24 protein-coding genes and 1 rRNA gene are annotated in these 24,752 nt (G+C 39.9%); 12 read left to right on the top strand and 13 right to left on the bottom strand.

Features of this window, described 5'->3' with window-relative positions; all coding sequences use genetic code 11:
• The first annotated feature begins 152 nt into the window (after positions 1-152).
• The 6 genes from rrf (at position 153) to ACFFIP_RS19425 (ending at position 5,491) form a co-directional block, all read left to right on the top strand.
• A 5S ribosomal RNA gene (gene rrf / locus ACFFIP_RS19450) occupies positions 153-264 on the top strand.
• Between the two features lie 1,005 nt (positions 265-1,269).
• Entirely contained in the window at positions 1,270-2,514 is a 1,245-nt protein-coding gene (locus ACFFIP_RS19445) for a dihydroorotase (protein ID WP_382389474.1), read from the top strand.
• Positions 2,515-3,024 (top strand): DUF4199 domain-containing protein, encoded by a 510-nt coding sequence (locus ACFFIP_RS19440; RefSeq protein ID WP_382389473.1) that lies wholly within the window; start codon positions 2,515-2,517, stop codon positions 3,022-3,024.
• Positions 3,025-3,031: 7 nt separating this feature from the next.
• Complete coding sequence (locus tag ACFFIP_RS19435; RefSeq protein ID WP_382389472.1) at positions 3,032-3,562, top strand: DUF4199 domain-containing protein; 531 nt, start codon at positions 3,032-3,034, stop codon at positions 3,560-3,562.
• A complete protein-coding gene (locus ACFFIP_RS19430) occupies positions 3,562-4,518 on the top strand; it encodes a glycosyltransferase family 2 protein (protein ID WP_382389470.1) in 957 nt (318 codons plus the stop codon). The genes ACFFIP_RS19435 and ACFFIP_RS19430 overlap by 1 nt, the downstream gene beginning before the upstream one ends.
• Positions 4,519-4,522: 4 nt before the next feature.
• Complete coding sequence (locus ACFFIP_RS19425) at positions 4,523-5,491, top strand: glycosyltransferase family 2 protein (protein ID WP_382389469.1); 969 nt, start codon at positions 4,523-4,525, stop codon at positions 5,489-5,491.
• A 1-nt stretch (position 5,492) separates the two neighbouring features.
• On the opposite strand, the gene ACFFIP_RS19420 is transcribed toward ACFFIP_RS19425, so the two are convergent.
• Entirely contained in the window at positions 5,493-6,254 is a 762-nt protein-coding gene (locus tag ACFFIP_RS19420) for a class I SAM-dependent methyltransferase (RefSeq protein ID WP_382389468.1), read from the bottom strand.
• Positions 6,255-6,464: 210 nt separating this feature from the next.
• On the opposite strand from ACFFIP_RS19420, the gene ACFFIP_RS19415 reads away from it, so the two are divergent.
• Positions 6,465-7,943, top strand: a complete 1,479-nt coding sequence (locus ACFFIP_RS19415; protein ID WP_382389467.1) for a TolC family protein — start codon at positions 6,465-6,467, stop codon at positions 7,941-7,943.
• A gap of 278 nt (positions 7,944-8,221) precedes the next feature.
• Here the strand turns inward: ACFFIP_RS19415 and ACFFIP_RS19410 are convergent, their stop codons facing one another.
• From ACFFIP_RS19410 to fabG, 4 genes are all read right to left on the bottom strand, one after another.
• Entirely contained in the window at positions 8,222-8,380 is a 159-nt protein-coding gene (locus ACFFIP_RS19410) for a type II toxin-antitoxin system antitoxin (RefSeq protein WP_382389466.1), read from the bottom strand.
• Positions 8,370-8,852, bottom strand: a complete 483-nt coding sequence (locus ACFFIP_RS19405; protein WP_382389464.1) for a hypothetical protein — start codon at positions 8,850-8,852, stop codon at positions 8,370-8,372. The genes ACFFIP_RS19410 and ACFFIP_RS19405 overlap by 11 nt, the downstream gene beginning before the upstream one ends.
• A gap of 5 nt (positions 8,853-8,857) precedes the next feature.
• The gene (locus ACFFIP_RS19400) at positions 8,858-9,706 is read right to left on the bottom strand and encodes an SPFH domain-containing protein (RefSeq protein WP_382389463.1); all 849 of its coding nucleotides are present in this window, start codon (positions 9,704-9,706) and stop codon (positions 8,858-8,860) included.
• Positions 9,707-10,060: 354 nt separating this feature from the next.
• A complete protein-coding gene (gene fabG / locus ACFFIP_RS19395; protein WP_382389462.1) occupies positions 10,061-10,807 on the bottom strand; it encodes a 3-oxoacyl-[acyl-carrier-protein] reductase in 747 nt (248 codons plus the stop codon).
• 219 nt (positions 10,808-11,026) lie between these two features.
• On the opposite strand from fabG, the gene ACFFIP_RS19390 reads away from it, so the two are divergent.
• From ACFFIP_RS19390 to ACFFIP_RS19380, 3 genes are all read left to right on the top strand, one after another.
• Positions 11,027-11,506, top strand: coding sequence for a GNAT family N-acetyltransferase (locus ACFFIP_RS19390; protein ID WP_382389461.1), 480 nt, complete (start codon positions 11,027-11,029; stop codon positions 11,504-11,506).
• An 86-nt stretch (positions 11,507-11,592) separates the two neighbouring features.
• Positions 11,593-12,033: a GNAT family N-acetyltransferase gene (locus tag ACFFIP_RS19385; RefSeq protein WP_382389459.1), complete on the top strand. Its 441-nt coding sequence runs from the start codon at positions 11,593-11,595 to the stop codon at positions 12,031-12,033.
• Between the two features lie 177 nt (positions 12,034-12,210).
• The gene (locus ACFFIP_RS19380) at positions 12,211-12,783 is read left to right on the top strand and encodes a helix-turn-helix domain-containing protein (protein WP_382389458.1); all 573 of its coding nucleotides are present in this window, start codon (positions 12,211-12,213) and stop codon (positions 12,781-12,783) included.
• 204 nt (positions 12,784-12,987) lie between these two features.
• Here ACFFIP_RS19380 and ACFFIP_RS19375 read toward each other — a convergent pair whose 3' ends face one another.
• A complete protein-coding gene (locus ACFFIP_RS19375; protein ID WP_382389457.1) occupies positions 12,988-13,272 on the bottom strand; it encodes a TIGR03643 family protein in 285 nt (94 codons plus the stop codon).
• Between the two features lie 40 nt (positions 13,273-13,312).
• On the opposite strand from ACFFIP_RS19375, the gene ACFFIP_RS19370 reads away from it, so the two are divergent.
• Positions 13,313-14,782 carry a cryptochrome/deoxyribodipyrimidine photo-lyase family protein gene (locus ACFFIP_RS19370; protein ID WP_382389456.1) on the top strand — a complete coding sequence of 490 codons (1,470 nt, stop codon included), beginning with the start codon at positions 13,313-13,315 and terminating at the stop codon, positions 14,780-14,782.
• A 434-nt stretch (positions 14,783-15,216) separates the two neighbouring features.
• On the opposite strand, the gene ACFFIP_RS19365 is transcribed toward ACFFIP_RS19370, so the two are convergent.
• The 5 genes from ACFFIP_RS19365 to ACFFIP_RS19345 form a co-directional block, all read right to left on the bottom strand.
• On the bottom strand, positions 15,217-17,391 hold the full coding sequence (locus ACFFIP_RS19365) for an acylase (RefSeq protein ID WP_382389455.1): 2,175 nt from the start codon (positions 17,389-17,391) through the stop codon (positions 15,217-15,219).
• Between the two features lie 70 nt (positions 17,392-17,461).
• Positions 17,462-18,319 carry an alpha/beta hydrolase gene (locus ACFFIP_RS19360; protein ID WP_382389453.1) on the bottom strand — a complete coding sequence of 286 codons (858 nt, stop codon included), beginning with the start codon at positions 18,317-18,319 and terminating at the stop codon, positions 17,462-17,464.
• Between the two features lie 125 nt (positions 18,320-18,444).
• Complete coding sequence (locus tag ACFFIP_RS19355) at positions 18,445-19,662, bottom strand: ATP-grasp domain-containing protein (RefSeq protein ID WP_382389452.1); 1,218 nt, start codon at positions 19,660-19,662, stop codon at positions 18,445-18,447.
• A 3-nt stretch (positions 19,663-19,665) separates the two neighbouring features.
• The gene (locus ACFFIP_RS19350; RefSeq protein ID WP_382389451.1) at positions 19,666-21,096 is read right to left on the bottom strand and encodes a leucyl aminopeptidase family protein; all 1,431 of its coding nucleotides are present in this window, start codon (positions 21,094-21,096) and stop codon (positions 19,666-19,668) included.
• 150 nt (positions 21,097-21,246) lie between these two features.
• Entirely contained in the window at positions 21,247-22,059 is an 813-nt protein-coding gene (locus ACFFIP_RS19345) for a hypothetical protein (protein ID WP_382389450.1), read from the bottom strand.
• A 129-nt stretch (positions 22,060-22,188) separates the two neighbouring features.
• On the opposite strand from ACFFIP_RS19345, the gene ACFFIP_RS19340 reads away from it, so the two are divergent.
• Positions 22,189-23,061, top strand: a complete 873-nt coding sequence (locus ACFFIP_RS19340) for an SDR family oxidoreductase (RefSeq protein ID WP_382389449.1) — start codon at positions 22,189-22,191, stop codon at positions 23,059-23,061.
• Between the two features lie 100 nt (positions 23,062-23,161).
• Here the strand turns inward: ACFFIP_RS19340 and ACFFIP_RS19335 are convergent, their stop codons facing one another.
• Together ACFFIP_RS19335 and ACFFIP_RS19330 are read right to left on the bottom strand one after the other, a co-directional pair.
• A complete protein-coding gene (locus ACFFIP_RS19335; RefSeq protein WP_382389448.1) occupies positions 23,162-23,614 on the bottom strand; it encodes a hypothetical protein in 453 nt (150 codons plus the stop codon).
• Between the two features lie 144 nt (positions 23,615-23,758).
• The gene (locus ACFFIP_RS19330) at positions 23,759-24,721 is read right to left on the bottom strand and encodes a sodium-dependent bicarbonate transport family permease (protein WP_382389447.1); all 963 of its coding nucleotides are present in this window, start codon (positions 24,719-24,721) and stop codon (positions 23,759-23,761) included.
• Positions 24,722-24,752: the final 31 nt, after the last annotated feature.

Below are 24,752 nucleotides of genomic sequence, written 5' to 3'. Positions count from 1 at the left end.
TTTCTGCGAGACATGACAAAAGATACAAGACCCAAGACTTAAGACTTGGGTATGTACAGAACATAAGGAATTAAGAGATTGAAGGGAGAGCTGTCCAACAGTCTAAACTCTCGCCCTTGCCTGCCGCAAGGCAGGTACAGAAGTCTCAAAGATTAGGCGGCCTAGCGCAGGGGTCCCACCTCTTCCCATCCCGAACAGAGAAGTTAAGCCCTGCAGCGCCGATGGTACTGGGGTTACACCTGGGAGAGTAGGTCGCCGCCACATTATTGAAAAGCCTTTCAGGAAACTGAAAGGCTTTTGTGTTTTCCACCCTATATGAAAGGTGTTACACCCGGGAGAGTAGAGCCTGTCCCGGGCCTCGGGATCGCCGCCACATTATTAGAACCCTCAGTTCCGATAGCTCGGGGCTGGGGATTTTGTGTTTTATAAGGTTCAGGTTTCAATAATCACTTTTCCTAGATGTCCCACCTCTTCCCATCCTGATCCGCCGTGGCGGACAAGCCCTACAGCGCCGATGGTACTGGTGCGCCGCGGCGAATGGGAGAGTAGAGCCTGTCCCGGGCATCGGGATCGCCTCCATATTGTTAAAAGCCTTTCAGGAAACTGGGAGGCTTTTGTCTTTATAGGAGAAACTAGGGATTAGAAACAAGAGGCAAGAAACAAGAAACAAGAGGTGAAGCCTGTTAAAAAGGATGAAGGAAGATGGATGGAACAGGAAATTAGATTCGGCAGGGCGGACAAATTATGCTTGGGCGAAATAAAGTTGGAATAGCTTTTAGGTATCAATATTTTTTCACTACCAATCAGCCAATGACCAATCACTCAATCAACTAAAAAAAAGTTACACCCGGGAGAGTAGAGCCTGTCCCGGGCATCGGGATCGCCTCCATATTGTTAAAAAGCCGGTCCTGATACCTTTCGGAATTGGCTTCTGGCGTTTATAAAAGAGACGAGAAGCTAGATATTAGGATCTAGATACTGGACAAAAGCTTACCTGGCTTCAGTTAGGATACAAAACGCAAGAAATAAGACTCAAGACTTGGTACAAAGTACGATCCGCAACGCATGCAAACTGGTACCAAGAAATCTTGTGAACGGAGTTCTTGCGCTGCAATAAAAGCGTTTCTAAGGATTCATGTATTCTCTTTCAATTTTATTCAAGAAGTAACCATTCAATTTTCCTTGTAAAGTCATTTCCCCTTACCATTAGCTTTAAATTCATTTCGTTTTTTTAGAATTAAATTGCAGTTTTGCACAAACGATTTTCCGATGTCTATATTGCTCCAATCTCTCAGGTTAATAGATTCAGAATCTATCCACGCTCCACAGGATTATATTTATGAAGGGTCGAAAATATTATTAAAATCTGACGATTATAATGGATCAATTGATAAAGTGATAGATTGTAGTTCTTTCTTAGCCTCTAAAGGTTGGGTAGATCTTAGGTGTATGTCAGGAGAGCCTGGTGAAGAATTTAAGGAATCTTTGGAAACTTTGGGTGAACTATTGAAATCAAGTGGTTTTACCAAAGCAGTTGTAATGCCAAATACGCACCCAACTATTCAAACAAAAAATGAAGTTCAGTATATTAAGAGCAAAACCAGCAATTGGTTTTCTGATCTTATTATCAATGGGGCTGTAACTAAAGAAACCAGAGGTGAGGATTTTACAGATATCTTAGACCTTCATCAGGAAGGTGTATATATTTTTGGAGATGGGTTGGTTCCCCTGTCCAACCCTGATAGGTTGATGAAGGTGCTCCAATATCTTCAAAAATTCAAAGGGATTTTGTTTGATCATTCTTTTGAACCTTTATTGGCACTTTTTGGTCAAATGCATGAAGGGGAAGTGTCGACTAGGATAGGAATGAAAGGAATACCGAATCTAGCAGAGGATGTGGCTGTTCAGAAGAATATTGAAATTTTGAAATATGCAGGAGGAAGGATTCATTTTCAAACTGTCAGTTCTAAAGGAGCTATAGAGAAGATAAGGTTGGCAAAAAAAGAAGGACTGAATGTGACCTCAGATGTTTCTTTGTATCAATTGCTTTTCAGTGATGAAGATTTGGTTACTTTTGATACCAATTTGAAAACATTACCTCCATTTAGGGGTGTTGAGGATAGAAAAGCAATTATCGAGGGGCTAAAGGATGGAACAATTGATGCGATTGTATCAAACCATCAGCCGCAGGATTTTGATGCCAAACATATGGAATTCGATTTGGCACAATTTGGAATGATAGGTTTACAGACCTTTTTGCCAGGGTTGGTTAAACTTTCTAAAGAGCTCGGATGGCCAATGCTGATTTCCAAAATCACAGAAGGTCCATCTACTGTATTGGGATTAGAAAAATCAGAGATAAACCAATTGACCATATTTGATCCTGAGGAAGAATGGGTTTATGATAAAAAATCTAATCTTTCCCTTTCTTTCAATCATCCTTGGGTAAATCAGACCTTGAAAGGCAAAGTTAAATATGTTATTAATGCCAACAAGTTTGAAAAGATCAATTAAATGAAACAATATTTTCCTTATTTCTATAAGATAGGATTCCTTGCTGCAGGGTTTTCACTTTTGACTTTTTACTTGTCCACTTTTTTTACACCTGATCCGACTTTAATCAGTAAAGTATTCAGCTTCGCAGTTACTCCTGTGTTTGTAGGAGCTGGGATTTACTTTTATAGGTTCAAATTAAATCAAAACTTATTGTCATTTGCAGAAGGTATGACTGTTGGTTTTCTGATTTATATCATCAATGCACTAATTTCCTTTTTAGGTATTTTTATTGGGTTAACTTTATCAAAAGGTCTATTTGAAAATATCAGAGGGAATATGATGCAGATTCTTTTTGATAAAAAGGAGGAAATTATCTCTAACTTAGGAGAAGCATCATATAATAATACCTATGAAGAAATGCTTAAACTTAGCGTTTTTGATATAGCGATAACTGATTTTATCTTTAAAATTGCTTTTGGACTGTTTTTTACAATCATAATTTCTATAATTTTAAGAAAAACTAACTGATAAAGAAATGGAAGAAAAACTGACTGTCTCTGATGTTGCGAAGAAATGGGGGCTTATTTATGGGCTCGTTGGGCTAATTATCCTTATTTTTTCAGCCATGTTTGATCTTTCAACTATGGGATTTGTTTGGCAAGGCTTGATTTTTATAGTTACTGTCGGAATAGCATTTACTATATATTTTTTAGCTTCTAAAGAATATAAAGAGAGTAATTCAGGACTAATAACATTCGGACAATCATTTGGGATTGCAATTATAACAGGATTAATAGGTGGCTTGATCAGGGGAATTGGGTTTTATTTATATGTGAAGGTGATCGATACCAATTATATGGATAGGATACTTGAAGCACAGGAAGAGGTAAGAGAAAGGATGGGTGCTCCTGAAATAGATCCGGACCAATTGCCCGCCTTCATGAAATTTTTCCAAACACCTGAGTTCTTAGGAATTTCATCCCTTATCAATGCCATGCTTGGGGCTTTGATTATTGGGCTGATGGTAGCAGCTATAGTTCAAAAGAAAGAAGACTATACATATTGATGATTCAAATTTCCATCATTGTTCCTGTTTATAATGAACAGGAATCCTTACCTGAATTGCATAATTGGATTTCCCGTGTTATGGAAGAAAATGGGTTTTCCTATGAGATTATTTTTGTCAATGATGGAAGTACAGATGCTTCTTGGGAGGTTATTCAAAAATTGAGCACAATCAATCCTTCCGCAAAGGGTATTAGTTTCACCAGGAATTATGGAAAATCAGCCGCTTTGGATTTGGGCTTTAGTAAGTCAAGTGGAGAAGTGGTCATTACTATGGATGCTGATCTGCAGGATAGTCCTGATGAAATTCCTGAACTTTATGACATGATTGTCAAAGGTGGGTTTGATGTGGTTTCCGGTTGGAAAAAAAAGAGACATGACCCAATCAGTAAGACCATTCCCTCCAAATTTTTCAACTGGGTGACAAGGGTGATTTCAGGAATCAAATTGCATGATTTCAATTGTGGCCTGAAAGCATACAAAAATAAAGTGGTTAAAAATATCCATATTTATGGAGAAATGCATAGGTATATTCCTCTGATTGCCAAGTGGAACGGCTTTTCTAAAATTGGTGAAAAGGTGGTAGAACATAGGGCAAGGAAGTATGGGGAAACCAAATTTGGCTGGGAAAGGTTTATCAATGGATTTCTAGATTTGATATCTGTATCCTTTGTCAACAGATATAAAAAGAAACCAATGCATTTTTTTGGATCGTTGGGGACTATATCCTTTTTGTCAGGTTTTATCATAACCCTTTGGTTGATTTTTCAAAAAGTAAATGGTTTGAGGTTAGGTGTTCCCGTTAGGGAAATAACGGAACAGCCCCTTTTCTTTTTGGCATTGGTAGCCCTAATTGCAGGGTTACAATTGTTTTTGACTGGTTTTTTGGCTGAAATCATGGCTTCGAATAACAGTAAAAGAGCAGATTATAATGTTGATGAAGAGTTGAACTTTTAAAGGGATGTTTTTTTCCATCATCATACCCGTTTACAACCGTCCAAATGAAATCAAGGAATTGCTGGAAAGTCTACAGAAACAGTCTTTCAGGGATTTTGAAGTAATAATCGTAGAAGATGGTTCTTTATTGACCTGCGGTGATATTGTACAGCAATACGGGCAGTATATGAAAGTCCAATACTACTTTATAGAAAATCGGGGACAAGGCCTTGCCAGAAACTATGGTATGGAAAGAGCGAACGGGGATTATTTTGTACTCTTTGATTCTGACTGTATTATTCCTCCCCAATATCTCGAAGTCTTAAAAAAAGCCATAACTAATAGAAATTTGGATGCTCATGGTGGCCCGGATGCAGCCGATAAAAATTTCTCTATTTTTCAGAAAGCCATCAATTATAGTATGACCTCTTTTCTGACTACTGGGGGTATTAGAGGAAAGATGAAAGATCCTTCCAAATATCAGGCAAGGGGGTACAATATGGGGCTTTCCAAAAAAGCATTTGGTGCCACAAAGGGGTTTATTGATCCGAATCGGGCGGAAGACATAGAATTGTCTATCCGGCTTAAAAAAATGGGATTCAGATTAGAATTGGTAGAAGAGGCTTATGTTTACCACAAAAGGCGAAATACTTGGGGGAGTTTTCTTGCCCAAAGTTTTTCATTTGGCCAAAACAGGGTTCATGTAAGCAACTTCCACCCAGAGGCCATAAAATTGGTCCATTTGATGCCCTCCGTATTTCTGGTTGGTTGGATTTTGACGCTTTTGTTTTTTCTAATGGGGAAAAGCTTGTTTACTTGGGGAGCGAGTTTATATGTAATTTGGATTCTCTTGGTCTTTTTAGATGCCTATATCAAAGAAAAGTCCTTTGCAGTAGGAGCTTTGGCAGTATTTACCTCTTTTGGGCAATTGAGTGCCTATGGATTAGGTTTAATTACAGCTTTTTTACCAAAGAAGGTCTTGGGAAAGGCTTAACTTATCCCTTTGAACAGAAGAAAATGACCTCATTTTCTGGAAGAGCATGCTTTTGAATCAGATCTTTGTTTAAGGTTTTCACAAAATTGTTCTCCTCTACCCTCAATCCAGATTGGCTCAATCTTGCCGCATAATCCTTACCATATTTTCGGACATGGTCTCTTTGGCCAAATAGCCTTTCCCGTTCAGCGGGATCTGTAATGCTTCTGTCTTCCAAGGTTTTTTCTAGATCATACACTGGGGACTGGATGATTCCCCAACCTTCCGGTTTAAGCACCCGGTTGATTTCCCGGCAAGCCTGAATGTCATCATCTACATGTTCGAGCACATGGTTGCAAAAAACCACATCAAAGCTGTTGTCCTCAAAAGGAATCTGGTGAACATCCATTTTAACAGTAGCCAAAGGAGATTCTATGTCGCCCGTGATGTAATCCAGATTAGGTAAAGCCTTCATTCGGTCAATAAAACAAAGCTCAGGAGCAATATGCAAGACCTTTAATGGTTTGGAGAAAAATTCGGTTTCCCTTTGCAAAAACAGCCACATCAACCTATGCCTTTCCAAAGCGAGGCAATTAGGGCAAAGTGCATTTTCCCTTGCTTTTCTTCCATATGGGAGGAATTTTCTGAAGGAATGCTCACATACATTACAGGTCACCGTATTTCCCTGGTAAAAAATGGCCAGTATCCTAAGAAAAAAGTGGGACACCAGCTGCAGGTACTTTCTTGGAATATATCGGATGATAAAACTGATGATGGATTTCATGAAGGGGTTATCCTAGAATGGTTTGTGAAAATCTTTCCTGAAAAGGAAACGCAATTTAACAAACCTAGATCAAATGGCCTTAAAATGCTTTGTTTTTAAAAGCCTTTCACCATGTTTCTTGATAATTGGAAAAAGTTTTTAGCCTAATTCTTTCGGTATATTTGAAAAAATACGATATTGTAATTCTGCTTTTTACAAATTCAAGGGTTTATGAAAAAATGCTTTTATGCTTTTGGTTACTTGTTGGGCTTCTGTTTTCTTGCGACAAATGTTTTTGCTCAGGAGAAAGTCCAGTTTACATTAGATGAGATTGTGGAAAGAGCAAAATCCCGTTCTCCTGCTGCATTGAGAGCAGAGACTAGAAAGGAAAACAGGTATTGGAGTTATCGTTTTTTCAGATCTAACTACAACCCACAGCTAAGGTTGGGCGGTACCATTCCTGGATTTTCCCAATCGGTCAATAATGTTGTCCAGCCAGATGGTAGTATTGGTTTTAGGGAAGTGAGGCAAAACCTGATGGATCTGGAGTTAGGGATGGAACAGGTGATCGGAGCCACAGGAGGAAATATTTCTATCAATTCCTCTACCAACCGATTTGATAATTTCTTGGCGCCGGCAGGCTTTCCCCAGACGCAGTGGAGCGGTGTTCCTGTCAATGTGCGGTTCAGTCAACCCCTTTTCGCATTCAATCCCCTAAAGTGGGACAAGAAAATCGAACCTCTGCTTTATGAGGAAAGCAAGAGGGAGTATGTCGAAGAAATGGAACAGATTTCCCAAACAGTGACCCAGTTGTTTTTTGATTTTCTGATTGCCCAGGTAAATTTTGAAATTGCCTCCAAAAACCTGAACAACACTCAGGAAATCCTGAAAATAGAAAATGGAAGGTATAATTTGGGTACCACTTACGAGGATAAATTGCTTCAGGTGGAATTGCAGGTCTTGCAGGCAAGACAGGATTTGGCCCAAGCTAGATTGGACCTGGAGGCGAATGCTTTAAGGTTGAAATCCTTTGTAGGGATCAATGAGACTGCAGAACTGACTTTAATTCCTCCCAAAGAACTCCCCGAATTTGAAATAGATGTAGAAAAAGCTATTGATTATGCTTTTCAGAATAGGGCTGAAGCATTGGGTTTTGACAGGCGCAAGCTGGAAGCTGAATCCGGTGTAGCACAGGCCAGAGGTCAGCGCTTCAATGTGATGTTCAATGCGAGTTACGGATTGAACAATGCCGCCCTACAGTGGCGGGACATCTACACGGATCCCAATAGACAAACCTTGGTCAACTTAGGCTTTTTTGTACCTGTATTGGACTGGGGAAGAAATAAAGCCCGAATGGGTGTAGCTGAGGCGAATAAGCGCTTGGTGGAATATACGGTCGAGCAGGAAGTCATCAATTTCGAGCAGGAAGTTTTTACCAAGGTGAAGAACTTTTCGATGTTGCGGGAAAGGTTGGAAATCACCAAACTTTCGGATGAGGTTGCTGATAAAAGATATGAAATTTCATTGCGTAGGTACCAAAGCGGTAACGTTTCCATTACAGATCTGAACATCGCCCAAGAAGAGAAGGACAGGAACAGAAGGGCTTTTATCCAGTCTTTACGGGATTTCTGGATGGCATATTATGAAATGCGGCAATTGACTTTGTATGATTTTGAGAGAGGGCAGTTGTTATATATTTCGGATTTGTAATTAAGAGATTAGATTTTGAAGTAAGAAACAAGAATCAAGAAGAAGTTACTTTGTACCAAGTACTATGTACCAGGATATCGGGATTTAGGAACGGGCAAGGATGTAGGACGGAAAAAATGAAGAAGAAGTGAGGGTTGGAATGGCTTATTTCGGAAAATGATCACTCGTTAATGCACATGAAATGTCTTGGTGCATCGTACTTGGTACATTGTACAAAGTATTTGGTGAATCTTGTCCAGTGCGGCGGATAGTACAAAGTGTATATTCCTCCGCAAATTTTATTGTTTCTCTTTCAACCTACCCGCCTTCTTCAAGGCCTCATGGATGATCCATTCGATCTGTCCATTGGTGCTGCGGAATTCATCTGCTGCCCATTTTTCCACAGCTTGCATCATCTTTTCGTCCAATCTCAGGGCAAATGGTTTCTTAGCCGGCATGATTTCCTGTTTTTAAGTCATTAAACTGCTCAATGGCTTTTTTCATCTCTTCCGGTTTTTGGGTGCCGATCAGAAATTTTTTATTCTTAAGGGTAACTATCAAGCCGTTTTTGCCTCCTACATTATACGCCCACATATCGAAATTGTATCGTATACCCCAACCCCCAAATTTGAGTAGGGAATTGTACTCGATGAGTTCCAGGTTCTCGATTTGCTCACTGCTGTATTTTCTCTGGCCAATGAAAGGGGAAAAGCTAAAAATCAAACCGTTTTCATCGATTCTTGTTTTCAGTTGCATGCTTACAAATAGTAGAATCACCAAGCCAAGGATAATAATGGGGATGATTGCCTCCCAACCTTCGACGGGTTGAGAGATCATGCCATATACTGTCATCGCTGTGACCAGGATAAGAATTCCCCAAATCCAGAACTGGTTAAATCGCTGTGTTTCTTTGAAAACGTATTTGGCCATTTTTCTTACTGATTGAGTGTCCCAACATTCAAAACCGGACTGACAGAACGGTCCGAACACAACACCACCATCAGGTTGCTGACCATGGCTGCTTTTTTCTCCTCCTCAAAGTCTATAATTCCCTTTAATTTCAGGTCTTCCAAAGCCATTTCTACCATGCCCACGGCTCCGTCTACGATCTTTCTTCTGGCTGCTACAATGGCTGTGGCCTGCTGTCTCTGCAACATGGCAGAAGCGATCTCGGAGGCATAAGCCAAATGGGATATTCTGGCTTCGATTACTTTGATCCCTGCATGCTCCAACCTTTCGGCAATCTCTAGTTCCAGGGAGTGGTTGACTTCTTCCACACCAGAGCGTAAGGTGATCTCTGCATTTTCAGCTTCAAAATCATCGTAAGGGTATTTTCCCGCCATTTTTCTTACGGCTGCATCTGTCTGAAGATGGACGAAATTCTCATAGTCTTCCACGTCGAAAGTGGCTTTGAAAGTGTCTTCCACCTGCCAGACCACTATGGTACCCACCATGACAGGGTTACCGATTTTGTCGTTCACCTTAAGCGGTTTGTTTTCAAAGTTTCTCACACGTAAAGAAATCTTCTGCTTGGTCATGAAAGGGTTGACCCAAAAGAAACCATTGTCTTTTACTGTACCCTTGTAGGCGCCAAATAAGATCAGTACCATGGCCTTATTGGGTTGCAGGGTGAAGAATCCAGGCAGGATCAGAATAAATAACACGATTAGCAATATACCTAACCAGAAAATCTGGTTGATCATCGCAAAAACAATGGCAGGAATCAGGGCTATCGCCACCAATACCATCAAATAGCCGGATAGGGGTTTGGTTGATTTTTCCATATTGTAATGATATTAAAATGATATCATTACAATATACTGGATTTTTATTTAAAAGGTTGTGGTTTTTGAAAAAAATAAAACCCCGCCCAATTTTATTGAGCGGGGATGCTTATACATTTGAGGTTTTTGAAACTTCGAAGGTCTTTTAAACTATTAAAGCTTCGAAAATATTGAACTTTCAAAGTTTTTAGCTCTTTACTCCATTGTTTTCCTCAAACAAAAATCCTCTATATTCCAACTACACTGTCCCGTCCTGAAATCCGCCTTCCGAAATTCCACTTTATCTTATGTCTTGTCTCTTGTCTCTTGTGTCTAACTTCCTACCTAAAGGTAGGCAAGCTCGCTTCTCGTCTCTTAAGTGAGCATCGCTCCATCCACCTGAAGCACCTGACCGGAAATATAAGAACTCATATCTGAACCTAAGAATACGCAGGCATTGGCCACTTCTTCCGGTTGGCCGCCACGCTTCATCGGGATAGCATCTCTCCAGCCTTGAACGGTTTTCTCATCCAAAACAGCGGTCATTTCTGTTTCGATAAAGCCAGGAGCGACAGCATTGCAACGAATATTTCTGGATCCCAATTCCAGGGCCACAGACTTGGTGAAACCTATAATGCCTGATTTGGAAGCAGCATAGTTCGCCTGTCCTGCATTGCCTTTGATGCCAACTACCGAAGTTATGTTAATGATGGAACCTGCTTTGGCTTTCATCATGGTGCGGGTGGCTGCTTTTACGGTATTGAAGCATGATTTAAGGTTGACACCGATGACTTCATCCCAGGCTTCTTCGGTCATTCTCATCAACAGGTTGTCACGGGTAATACCGGCATTATTGATCAGGATATCCAAAGAGCCAAAATCAGCCACCACAGCATTGACCAATTCTTCAGCCGCTTTGAAGTCAGAGGCGTCAGAGCGATAGCCCTTTGCTTTGATGCCAAAAGCAGCCAATTCATCTTCCAAAGCTTGCCCTTTTTCCACGCTGGAAAGGTAGGTGAATGCTACATTGGCGCCCTCTTGGGCATATCGGATGGCAATTGCCCGGCCGATTCCTTTAGATGCTCCTGTGATCAGAGCCGTTTTTCCGCTTAATAATCCCATATTGAATTTTTGGTTGGTGTAAAACAAAGATCAAAAATAAGGAATTTTTTAGAATGACTTTGCTTGAGATATAGGTTTTGGCAACTTGGTTGGAGGTATATTGTATGTTTATTAGATTTCTCCTTTCAGTCGATATGACAAGGATAACTTAATTCTAAATTTTTCCATCAGGAAAGGGATACTTTTTTCCCACTTCTTTTTTGTGCTTATATTCATGATATGAATTCTATCTCAATGCCCTTTATCGACATTATCGACTACCTACCTGAACTACAACCACATTTTGAGCGGATCAATAAGGCTTGGGTGGAGCAGTATTTTTCATTGGAGCCATTTGATATTGCCCAACTGGAGAATCCCCAAGAAAATATTCTCGACAAAGGTGGGCATATCATCTTTGCCAAAGAGCATGATCAAGTATTGGGTACAGTGGCTCTTATTCCTTCCAAAGAGGCCGATACCTTTGAAATGATCAAAATGGGAGTGTCCCCTGAAGGACAGGGTAGGGGTATTGGATTCTTGTTGGGTAAAGCTATTCTGGAGAAAGCCAAAACTTTGAGGGGCAAAAAAGTGGTTCTTTATTCCAGTACCAAATTAGCTCCTGCATTGCATTTGTACAAGAAACTGGGCTTTCAGGAAGTAGATATGGGATGCAGTCAATACGGACGCTGTAACGTCAAAATGGAAATCAGCTTATGAAATCGAGCATGACCAAAACTTCACTAACCGGAAAAATTATCTCCATGAGAGATTCCATATTGCCCTTATAAATAAATCATGAAAACATGAAAAAGATAAAAATCAGACAGGGTACTGTCCAAGAAGTGGCAGAACTTTCCAAAAAAGTGACTGAGTTCTTCCAGCCATTTTCTGAAAAAACCTATGAGGACAGGCTGAAAGACACCATTCATCTGATTCTGATTGCAGAGGTGGATGGCAAGCCCGTTGGCTTTAAAGTGGGCTATCAGCGGGATTCGCCTGAATTGTTTTATTCCTGGATGGGTGGAGTACTGGACAGTTATAGGAGAATGGGAATTGCTACTAAATTGGCCGATGAACAGGAACGTTGGGCCAAGAATCATGGTTATCTAAAGGTATATTTCAAAACACGAAACCGCTTCTCCAAGATGATTCACTTTGGCCTGAACAGAGGTTTTAAAATCGTGGATTTGATTAAAAAAGGAGGCATTGATGATTACCGGGTCGTGATGGAGAAGGTGTTGTGATGTTATCAAAAATTATATGTTTGTAAGAAGTGCAATGTTCTATAGGGGGGCGGAAAAATATTTGATATTGGATCCGGCATTGTGGACAAGATATTGATAGATATTATTCCAGACTTTGGAAAATTATTCTTGTAGTAAAGTTAGGTGTTGGATTGGTTGGTGGCAAAAAATATGGAAATGGAAGGAAGTTTTGTAAAGGAAATACAAGTCAAAAATATGGTTTGTCCCCGCTGTATCCTGGCAGTGGAGCAGTCACTTCAGCAATTGGGTATTCCTTTTGAAAAAGTGGTATTGGGAAAAGTATTTCTTTCTCATATGATAGAAGAAGGTAAAATTCTCCAATTAGAGCAGGCTTTCCATCAATTGGGATTCGAAATCCTTAAAAGTAAAGAGGTTCAAAAGATAGAGGAAATCAAGCGCCTGCTCAATGGGCTTGTTCAACAGGCAGATATTCCCGAAGGTTTTAACCTTATCGATTTTATCAAGGAACATATTCTTGAAGATTATTCCAGTGTCAGTTATTTGTTCAGTAGCACAGAAGGAATCACAATAGAACGGTTTTTTATACAATTAAAGTTGGATAAAGTCAAGGAGTGGTTGTTTTATGAAGAAATGCAACTGAGTGAAATGGCCTGGAAATTGGGTTACAGTTCAGTACAGCACCTTTCCTCACAGTTTAAGAAGTCCACAGGAATGACTCCTACAGCTTATAAAAGGATTAGGAAAGGAAGTGTTGAGGGTTGGAAATAACCTTTTACCTTTCCATTAATCTATAAAAACAGCAAAGCGTCGATTCTCATCGACGCCGAAAAGTAATGCAAGGATTATGAAAAAATGTTCGTTTGCTGTACGAACCCAAAAGTAAGTAACAGATTTTGCCTCAAAGCGAACAGAATATTAAATGTCTTTTAATAAAAGGGAAACTTTTTCTTAAAATGTTAATATTGGGGTAATTTATCTTTTTGAAATCTTGTTCAAGGTGATGCTTCTCTGAAGTTTAGACCTGAACCTATCCAAATCTTCTGGGCTTTTTGCCCGATGCTTGGTGGGCCTTCCCTGCACTCTTTCCCGCCACATCCGGAAGGAACTTGCTTTCATCTCCCTGCGCATCAGGGTAATCACTTCTTGTTCAGAAAGCCCAAACTGCGCTGTAATGGCATCAAAAGGAGTTCTGTCTTCCCATGCCATTTCAATGATCCTGTCTATGGCTTCTGGTGTTAGATTTTTGAGTTTGTTCATATTTCCTAAACTTTCGCTTTACTCCTTTGTTTTTCAAGGGATGCAAAAAGTAAATATTGTTTGGTTCAAAAGGGATTTGAGACTCCATGACCATGAGGCATTGAAAGTAGCCATCAATGATGGATTGCCTATTATTCTATTGTATTGTTTTGAACCTTCTCTAGTAAATGCCCCTCAAAGTTCAGAGCGACATTGTCGTTTTGTTTGGGAGAGTTTGGTTGATATGAATCAAAAACTGGCTAAATGGGATGCCCGGATTCATATTTTTTACCAAGAAGTCTTATCAGTTTTTCATGACTTGGTTCAGGTTTATCAAATTGAAAAAGTGTTTTCCCACGTTGAAACAGGTATTCAGATTACTTTTCAAAGGGATAAGTCCTTAACTTCTTTTTTTGCGGAGCAGGGTATACAATGGCATGAGTTCAGACAGCAAGGTGTTCTGAGAGGCAGGAAAGAACGTAAGGATTGGTCAAAAGATTGGTATGCCTTTATGTCCGATCCGATAGCAGAGCCAGCTTGGAAGAATGCAGTGTTTTATACACTTTCAAATGAGTTTATGCAGAATGTTGGAAAAGAGGAGATTCCTCTTTCATGGCAAAGTCAAAATCCAAACATGCAAAGGGGTGGTGAAAGTATGGCGAAAAAATACATGCATTCTTTTTTTGTTGACCGTGTCCGAAATTATAACCAACACATTAGTAAACCTGAACTGAGTAGGAAAGGATGCAGTCGGTTATCTCCCTATCTGGCTTGGGGAAACCTTTCCATGAGGCAAGTTTATCAAGCAGCGGAAAAACAGAAAAAAGAAAAATTCCAGGTACGCAACCTCACCAATTTCCAATCCCGTCTGCGCTGGCATTGTCACTTTATCCAAAAATTTGAAATGGAGTGCCAAATGGAGTTCAGGAATGTCAACAGGGGTTTTGATGAACTCGAAAAAACCTATGACGAAAAGAAGATCAAGGCTTGGAAGGAGGGGAAGACAGGCTTTCCTTTGGTAGATGCCTGTATGCGTTGTCTGCAGGAAACCGGCTATCTGAATTTCAGAATGAGAGCAATGTTGGTTTCATTCTTGACCCACCACTTGTGGCAGGACTGGCGGATAGGTGCTGATCATTTGGCAAGGTTGTTTTTGGATTTTGAACCTGGTATTCATTATCCACAGTTACAGATGCAGGCTGGAGTGACAGGTATCAATACTGTACGCATTTATAATCCCGTGAAGCAATCCCAAGACCATGATTCTGAAGGGGTTTTTATTAAAAAATGGATTCCTGAGTTAGGTCAGGTTCCGTCTTCCCTGATCCATGAGCCCTGGAATTTGACGGTTATTGAGCAGGATTTGTATCAAGTTAGGATAGGTGTTGATTATCCGGCTCCCATCGTGGAACTTGAATCAGCTGCCCGATTTGCCAGGGAAAAGATCTGGCAGGCCCAAAAATTACCTGCTGTTCAGAAAGATGCAGAAAGGGTTCTGAATAAGCATACTGTACCAAATAGATGGCCGTGATTTTGAGAAGCTAGAGACGAGACTTTAGCGTCAAGAATCAAGAAACAAGATGGTTTTGGATTTTGGAAACACTAAGAAAAATAATTTGATAATCAGATTTCTATGGGTTTTGGGTTATTTGTTGTCCAAGGCTTATCCTTGTCACCTCCCTGCCCGTTCCGTTCAGGCGGGGACGAAGGGGAGGTCTATAAAGAAACGAGATGCGAGATACTAGAATCAAGAGACAGAAGTAGTAGTCGGGATTAATAACCACGAAGTACCAGCCCTTCCAATCAGGCGGGGTTAAACATTTAAATAGCCCTGGGTGCAACCCATGGTTATGAAAATCAGGACCTTTCTAGTGAATATGTCACAGTCCTTAAGTATCAATCAATATCCCAATATCAATCAATATCTCTCAAGGTAAAGCCATTCGGTGCTTATTTTACCAAATATTAATTTCTGTTTCCAGGTCTATATTGAATTCTTGCGTTTCTCATGACATCTTCTCTGTAATAATGCACCTCCTTGAATTCTCCAGCAGCATAGCGTTCTGCCTGGTCCACAAAGTGGGGAGAAAAAGGATTGCCGCTTTGGCCACCTGCCAATAAACTTTTTGCTTTTACCTTTTCACCAAATTCTACTACAGCCACAAAACTGTTGCCTACATTGCCATACCATTTTTTGGTATTGGGGTAGGAGCAGCTTCCATAAGCTGCCAAAGAACCCCAAAGCGAAGAGTTGTAGCCGATAGGTAAACTTGGTAAATCATCATAGAATTTTCCCTGGATTTCATTAGTGACCCTTTGGAAGCGGTTGATCTCTCCCCAAGGAGTATTCCATGAGCCAAAATCTTCCGTGAGTTTGTTTACTGCTTTTTCAAAAGCTTCAATCTTCATGATACCTGAAGTTTCATGGGTCAGGAAATCAAAAATGTAAGCATCCCAAGATCTTTCCAAACTCCTTGCATCAGCCATTAATTGACTTCCCCAAAAAACTGCTAAACTGGTTCCCACAGAAGAAATTCCTGTTTTAAGATCCCATGAAGCAAGTACACCCATTGGATCCAGAAGTTTAAATTTTCTTGGGTCATCAGCAGGAAGATTGTCAAAAGCTTCGATTAATGCAGGAATCATCGGTTTGAATGCCATTAAAGTTGGCTCATAGGCAGATTCTATCAATGTTTCCAAAGTAAAATCCTTTTGTCCTGTAAGTACCCTGACAGCATTCAATCCTCTGGCATTTTCCAAATCCCAGGCCATATAGGCGGGATAATCTGATTTTTTGGGACTGTAAGGACCAGCTGCCGTAAAAGGGGTAGAATTGCAATTTTGAATCCAGCCATTCTTAGGATTTTCAATGAAGATCATTTCCTCAACATCATGCAGGCCTTTCCAGTCTGTATTCGGGTTGCTGCCATCTACTACATTTCTCCAATCAAACTGCGGATCTCTTTTAGGAATAAAGTTTCCGTGGTAATACACAATATTCCCATCTTTGTCGGCGTATACAGTATTATTAGAAGAGTTGGTTTTCAAGTCCATGGTGGCTTTGAACTCCTGATGATTTTTGGTCTTTGTTCTGGTATAGGACTGGGTCAGGGCTTTTTCTCTTTCAACCATCAGGGATATTGCCACCCATTTGCCATCTTCTTCACGGATTATAGGTCCATGATGACTGTAGAATGCTGTAAGTTCCCGATCCAGAATTTTATCTCCTTCTTTGTATTTCAAATGGATAGTTTTTTCTGTGATGGGTCTCCATTCGTTTCCGAATTTGTAATGGTATTGACCATTTCTTTTTTCCACAGTCAGGGCAAAATGGTCGATAGCATCTGCTTTACTAGAGGTGTGCATCCAACCATTGTATTCGTTGAATCCCTGATAAATGAAGAATTGTCCCCAAGTTACTGCGCCATAAGCATTCAGGCCTTCTTCACTAACCATATGCACTTCTGGTCTGAAGTAAAAGGAAGTGTGTGGATTGATTAATAATAAAGCATTGCCTGATTTGCTAAGTTTTGGGGAAATGGCAAATCCATTTGAACCCTTTGGTTCTTCATTCCAGTCTCTTTCTTTGAGGATCAGATTGGCGTAGAAATCTTTATCATAGAATGATTTTAGCTGATTGACGGAAATGGTCTCAATGTCACCTCCAATACTTCCTTCACTGAATGTAAGTGCCATCCAAGGCTCAAATTTTGTAAGGAGCTTTGGTTTAACCTCAGGATGGGTGTGCAGAAAAAAATTGATACCATCTGCCCAAGCATCCATCAGTTCTTTAAGCCATATGGGTGAGTTTTCGTATTCTTTTTTGACAACTTCCTCGTCAATGTACAATTTCATACGAAAATCTGTGTAGAGTTGTGAAATACCTTCCACCTCTGCCATCCTACCCATGGCATTGATATAATTTACTTCTACCCGGTTGAAATCATCTTCACATTGGGCATAGATCATTCCAAAGACTGCATCTGCATCGGTTTTGCCATAAATGTGGGGGATACCCCACTGATCTCTGATGATTTCAACGTTTTGGGCCCTTTGTTCCCATTTCATCAAGTCTTGATGAGCCTGGATAGAAATACCGCTTAATATCAGGGCAAATAATAGAATGGTCCTTTTGAACATAATTTGGGTTTATTTATGCTATTCTGAAATTATTATAAATGTTTGGATGCAAAGCCATCATGGCCACTATTTATTTAATGTCATAATTTTTGAAGACATTATCAATAAATAGCATGTGAAATGGAAGGGCATCAGTCCAATATTGCCAGGTATGGGCTCCAGGTCTCTCCGTGTATTCATGTGGAGTACCATTATCAAGTAAGAGTTGGTGTATTTGTCGATTGGTCTCCAATAAAAAGTCGTCAACCCCACAATCGATCAGGAGCGCAATGCCATTATCCTTCATCTTGTCAACCAATCCCACTGCAGTATAGGTAGAGTAAGGAGTTTGGTAAGTGATTTGTCCCAACATCTCTTTCTGTCCTTCTTTTCTGATTTTTCTAAAATCCTCATTTACCTTCCAAAGGTCAGTGTCAATATTCATTACTCCACTCATGCTGCCGGCGGCAATGAATAATTCAGGGTGTTTTGCGCTCAGCATCATAGCTCCATGTCCACCCATTGATAAACCTGTTATTGCCCTCGCTTCTCTTTTTTTTAAGGTTTTATAGTGCTCATCAATATGGGGGATCAATTCATGAATGAAGTAGGTCTCGTACTTGACAGAATCCATAAGCGGGCTATCATAGTAGTAAGAGGATGGTCCTACTCCAGGTGTAATGATCAAAATCTTATATTGATTGGCTAGGTCAATCAATAGATTTTCCTTTGTTGTTTTGAGGTGCCAGTCAGAAAAACTACCCGAACCTCCATGCAAAAGGTAAACGGAAGGGTAAGCACTTTCGCTGGATGCGTAGCCTGATGGTTTTACAACCGCAGCTTTGAGGTGCTTATTCATAGCTTTGCTGTAAACTTCAATGGTATCAACTTGAGCAGATAAATTAAGGCTAAGCCAAAATAGACTCAGTAACAGGAAGATTTTTTTCATGTCTTTCAATAGGTTTTCATAAAAGTACCAAGAATCTTATGGAGAAAAATCTAAAAATTGCAAACGGTAAAATATGCGTGGTAAAAAATACAGGAATGATGTTTCATCCCTGTATTTTATTTGATTTAATGAAATTTCTTTACTTTTTCCTGTTCTGCTATGGTCGAGTATCCGTCGCTGAGCCTAGCTGCATAATCATCCAGTAAATCCAGTACCTTTTTATGATTATTAGATTTGACGATCAAACCGGCATGATATTCCAGAGGAACCCTAAAGCAAACTTCAGAATCATCAAAAGAGGATAGGTCTGGATGCTGATACTTCGATAAGGTCAGGACGATTCCTGCATAGCCTTTGGTAACTTTTGGCATTTTATAATCTTTATCTTTTGCTACAGCATCTTCAATCTTTGCCCATTCGGCCCATAGATTGATGTTAGTTGCCCCTTCTACCATTTCAGCTAAATGTGCCCCACCAACTCTGGAGGAAGTCTCCAAAAAATAGATTTTCCCGTCTTCTTTGCCTTTAATAAATTCGGTGTGAGCAGCACCATTTTTCATACCAAAGGCTTTCATTACTTTTTTGTTAGCTTCTTTGATCGCCTTATCATCTTCAGAACCATAAGGAATATTTGCGCTTCTGAAAATGCCGCCTCCCTGCGAAATTTCCATAGGTGTTGCCAAATATTTGGAAACAGTGCAGAAAAGTGTTTTACCCTTTAGAATGAGACTGTCTGCATGGTAGACATCTCCAGGTTTAAATTGCTCCACAAGATAACGTAAACGGTTATCTCCGAGATCATGGATATTTTGCCAAAGGCTATCTTTATCGTAAACTTTGATAATTCCATGGGCTGAAGCTTCAGAACGTGGTTTGAGTACCCAAGGGGCAGGTACTGTGTCTGCAAAATGGTTGATGTCATTGTCGTGAAATAAAGCAGAAAATGGAGGGACCAAAAGACCAGCATCATGGGCACGTATGCGCATGGCCAATTTGTCGCGGAAATACCTTCCGGTAGTTTGTCCCATACCAGGGATCCTAAGGTTTTCTCTTAAGAAAGTGGCTTTTTCTACATCATAATCATCCAGAGCTACTATTGCATCTATTTTGGTTTCTTTCATTATCCCGGCTACTCCCGTAAGAAGTTTTTCCATATCCCAATCAAGGTCCTGTCCGGGCATGTAATAGATATCATCCAAATATTCATGTGGCCAATTGCTGTCTCGGAGTTTTTCGGTGGTTATCAAAAAAACAGTATTACCAGCTTTCTTTAGTTCTATCAAAAAGGCTGACCCCTTAAAATAATTGGAGATGCATAAAAAGGTTTTATGTTGATTGCCCATACACTAAATATTTTCTAACAATTTAAGCATTAAATGTACTCCAAAGCCAGTAGCATGCTTAGTTTTTGCAAATTCAGAATCACCAAAGGCAGTACCTGCAATGTCTATATGTGCCCAAGAAGGGTGATTTTCTGTGAAAAATTCGAGGAATTTTGCTGCGGTGATAGCACCGGCAAATGGTTTTCCATGATAGTTTTTGATATCGGCTATTTCGCTGTCCATCTCGGATTTATAAATATCCCACATGGGTAATGGCCATACTCTTTCCCCGACATGGTTACCGCTGTCCTGAAGCAACTTGAGTAAGTCCTGGTTTTTTGAAAAAAGAGCAGCGCATTCATAACCAAAAGTACCCACTGCACTGCCGGTAAGGGTTGCAAAATCAACAACAGAGTCTGGATTATAATTTTTGATCAAATAATTGAGTCCGTCGGCAAGGATAAGCCTGCCCTCTGCATCAGTATCGATCACTTCAATGCTTTTTCCGCTGTAACTGCTGATGACATCTGATGGGAGATAGGACTGATTGTCAACTGAATTTTCAACGCATGGGACTATGGCAGTGACATTTACAGGTATTTGAAGGTCTGCAATCAATTGCATGGTTCCTAAAACCGTAGCAGCTCCACCCATATCACATTTCATGTGGACCATTCCCTGTGTTTTGATATTCAAGCCCCCTGTATCAAATGTCACGCCTTTACCGACAAGTCCAAAGTGTTTTTTGGAGGCCTTTGAGCGATATTCCATGATGATAAATTGAGGTTCTTTTTGACTACCTTGGCCTACAGCAAGAAATGCATGAAGTCCCTCTTTTTCAGCTTTTTTTCTATCCAATACTTTGGTGTCAAAGCCATATTTTTTACCTGCTTTTATTGCCCAATCTGCCAAAAACGATGGAGTGATTTTATTCGGAGGAAGATCTACCATGTAAAATGTTTCAATTTTTGCTTCAGCAATTTTTCTGGATTTTTGAGCTAAAAAATCGGCATTTTCAATTGGTGTGTGTATAGAAAGATTGATTGTAGACCAGTCTTTTACAAGGCTTTCAGGGTTTTTATAATACCCTAGTCGGTAGGTGCCCAAGATCAATCCTGAAACAGCAGCCTCAAGTAAAGTACTGCCCATTTCGTTAGTCAGGACCAACAGTGCCTGTTTTTCAAAAAGGTTTTCCTGTTTGGCACTTATTCGTCTAAAAGCTGTCTGAATATCTTTGAATTCAGGTTCTTTTCCCAGACCTACAAATAGAAAGATGTTGCTGTTATTTCTATCTTCCAACAAGAATTGTGTGTCTTTTTTTCCGGAAAAAAGATTTTTGGAGACCTGAATATGAGGAAAGTTTTCATTGTATTGGATTTCTGATTCATTTTCAAAAAAAGGTAAAATGATGAGTCCTCTGAATGCCTCTAAAGTATCCGTTAAATTTGTTTTCATGGGTATTTGATGTCCTTGGGAATTGATGTTAATCTTCAAGTGTATAATATAAATAAATATTGTCAGCCCAGGAAATTATGGGCAAAATGAGTCCTTTAATAACTTAAGGTGTAATTTATAAGGGATTTGAAAAATTTAATAATTCAGAAATTATTGTCTAAATACCATTATCCTGCCATCTTGAAGGGTAAGATTAGCGCGGTTAAGGCATTCAGATTCTATCTCATATACCAAATTGTGTGTTGTAGATTGTGTTTGGTTTCGGAAGATTTGCCAGGTTTCGCTACCTGAATCCGGAAGATAAAAGCCGGTTATTATACAATTTATCAAGTACCTTTTAGGTGCAACTGGGGTCATCATGATTGGTCTTCCAGTGATATTTCTTCCCTCAAGACTTCCTGTGCTACTAAATCCCGTTAAGAGACCGTTCAAAAAAGTCAATTGGTGTTCATAGTTGCCACTGATTTTTGTGGATGATTCCTTTTGATCGATCAGTAAAAGATCGGTAAAAACTTCAGTTCTTCGATTAGGATTGGTCAGGCTTCTGACCTGTCTGAAATCTCTACTGCCTTCAACTTTAATACCTCTAACCTGATAGTCTTCATAGGTTAGCCTGGTTGTAGCTTCTAATGAGTTGGAATTGAGATATTGAATATGGATTTTACCGGTTCTTTCTAAATTTTGATCATTGGTGCAGTCCCTTTCTTTTAGAAACTCAAGTGTGATTTTTCTTTCCAATTCGTTGAATTCTATATTGGGGCAACCAGGTAGAGATAAAGTGTCCGCTTTTCTATAGTCATCCAATGTCTGGAAACCCAAAAACAGGGATTCTTCCAAAGTAAAAGATATATTGAAAATCTCATTACCTTCTACCTGCAGGTCTGTTGTAATGTTTTTGTCTATATCAGACATGCAGGAAATTGTAAAAATCAGGAACAGGATAGGGAATAGTCTCTTTAACATTTTTGTGAAAATCTTCTCGTAAATCTAAGACCTTTCATCCATATATAAAATGATGCCAAAATGCTAATGCCAAGCTTTTATTTAGTTGACAGATTACCTATATTCAACGGTATTTAAAACCCAAATGATATGTCTTATATGGAAGGAATGCTTAAAGAAGGAGCACTTAAAGGAAAAACAATTTTAGTAACTGGGGGAGGGACAGGCCTTGGGAAATCTATGGGTCTTTATTTTTTGAAGTTAGGGGCCAATTTAGTCATTACCAGTAGGAAACTGGATGTTTTGCAAGGAACAGCTAAGGAAATGGAGACTGAGACTGGTGGTAATGTACTGGCACTGGCCTGTGATGTGAGAGAAATTGAACAGGTTGAAAAGATGTGGGCAGATGCCAATACCCATTTTGGAAAAGTGGACGTGGTGCTGAATAATGCCGCAGGGAATTTTATCAGTCCGACAGAAAGACTCTCCACGAATGCCTTCAATACCGTACTGGATATTGTGTTAAAAGGCACCTCGAATGTTACTTTGACTGCAGGTAAATATTGGATTGAGAAAAAACAGCCTGGGACTTTTTTGAACATCGTGACCACTTATGCTTGGACCGGTTCTGGTTATGTGGTGCCTAGCGCCGCTGCAAAGGCGGGCGTTTTGGCCATGACCAGGTCACTAGCAGTTGAATGGGCAAAATATAAAATCCGTTCAAATGCCATAGCACCGGGACCTTTCCCGACAGAAGGAGCCTGGAGCAGATTATTGCCTGGAGATTTGGTTAAAAAATTTGACCCTGCCAAAAAAGTACCTGTTGGCAGAGTGGGTGAACATCAGGAATTGGCCAACTTGGCAGCCTATCTGGTTTCTGATTTTTCAGCTTATGTGAATGGAGAGGTCATTACCATAGATGGAGGGGAATGGTTAATGGGTGCAGGCGAATTTAATAACTTAGACCTGATTCCCCAGGAAATGTGGGATATGCTGGAGGCTTCAAGAGGAAAAAAGGGATGAGCCCCAAAGTGATTTGGGGCTATATGAAAGCCAAATGGAAAATCCGGAACTTATAAAATCAAAGGCCTCAAAATTCAATTTTGAGGCCTTTGATTTTATATCACTTGTCTTCTTTGAAGATGGGTGCCTTTTTAAAAGGGAGCATTAGAGATCCGTTCCAGTTTTCCAGAACTTTTTGGATGTTTCTTTCATCAAGAGATGTGGTTTCAATAAAATACCAGTGAACCATTCCTTCTTCAGATACCGCTATAAGGTTATTTTCTGTTGTAAGTTGACCGCCTGGAACTTTGCTGATTGAAGTCACCGGAACCAATGCATGGATTTCTACCCCCACCTTTGTATGCTGAATGGGTTCTCGGAGTTTGAACTCACGCACTTTAATTCCTTTTTTAAGTTGGTTTTGATGAATCGTCATCAAGGTGTTTTTCATGGCTTCACGTCCACCGGCGTTCTCGATTAGTCCTGGGTAGATGTAATCCAATAACAATTCATAGTCTTGATTGAGCTGTGCGTAAAAATATCCTTGAATAGCTTCAGTGATACTGGATTCCACTTGGCCAAACGATTTTGGGAAAAATGAACAAACTAAAATGAAAGCAAGTAAAGTTTTTTTCAACATGTGAACTGGTTTGAATTAACAATGGATTGCTAAAACTAACACCTACTTTAATTTTTCAAACTGTTTTTCTTAAAAAAATTACAAAGTAGAGGCTACCCAATAATAGATTGGAAATCCTAAGGTGATATTGAAGGGAAAAGTAACAGCCAGCGCCATAGGAAGAAAAATCCCTGGGTTTGCCTTTGGAACGGCAATTTTCATGGCTGCTGGAACTGCAATGTAAGAAGCTGATGCGGCCAGAATTGCAAACATGAACCTATCTCCAGTACTGTCTGTAATCAATTGGGAAATGTATGCTACTATGACACCATTGATTAAAGGGATAATGATTGCAAACAATGCGGTGAATTTACCTGAATCCAGGAAATCTTTTAATTTTCTTCCACTGGTGATGCCCATATCCAAGAGGAAAATTGCCAGAAATCCTTTAAAGATATCTGTGGTAAATGGTTCAATACCTCTGGCTTCTTCTTCTGAGGCCAACAAACCGATGATCAGACTGCCTAGAATTAGTAACACAGACCCGTTTGTGAAAGCATGATGGACAACTTTCCTGATTTTCATTTGGTGATTACTGTCCTCAGCAAATATTTTGATCAGCAAGACCCCCAGAATAATGGCAGGAGCCTCCATCAATGCCATGATGGCAACCATGTAGCCATTAAAGTGCTGATGCTGAATTTCGAGGAAAGATACCGCTGTTACAAAAGTTACGGCAGAAACAGACCCATAGGCAGCTGCAATAGCTCCCGCATTTTCCACATTAAGTCGTTTTTTGAGAATAAAAAATGTATAAAGAGGTATTGCGCTAGCTACCATAATCCCGAATAATACCGCCCAAATAATACCCATGTTGAATTCACTGTGGGCCAGTTCCTGTCCACCCTTAAAACCTATGGCAAATAGTAGGTACAGGGAAATGAATTTGGAAGAATTATTCGGGATTTCAAGGTCGCTTTTCAGACGTACAGCGATGATGCCAAGCACAAAAAATAGAAAAGCGGGATTGGTAAAATTGTCAAATAAGAGATTCAGGTTCATTAGGTAGAGAAATATTTTTTGAAGTTTTGAA

The organism is Fontibacter flavus, from assembly GCF_042432905.1.
GTDB classification, from domain to species: domain Bacteria; phylum Bacteroidota; class Bacteroidia; order Cytophagales; family Cyclobacteriaceae; genus Fontibacter; species Fontibacter flavus.
The sequence above is the reverse complement of the archived record's forward strand: the minus strand, read 5'-3'. Positions and strand labels throughout refer to the sequence as shown.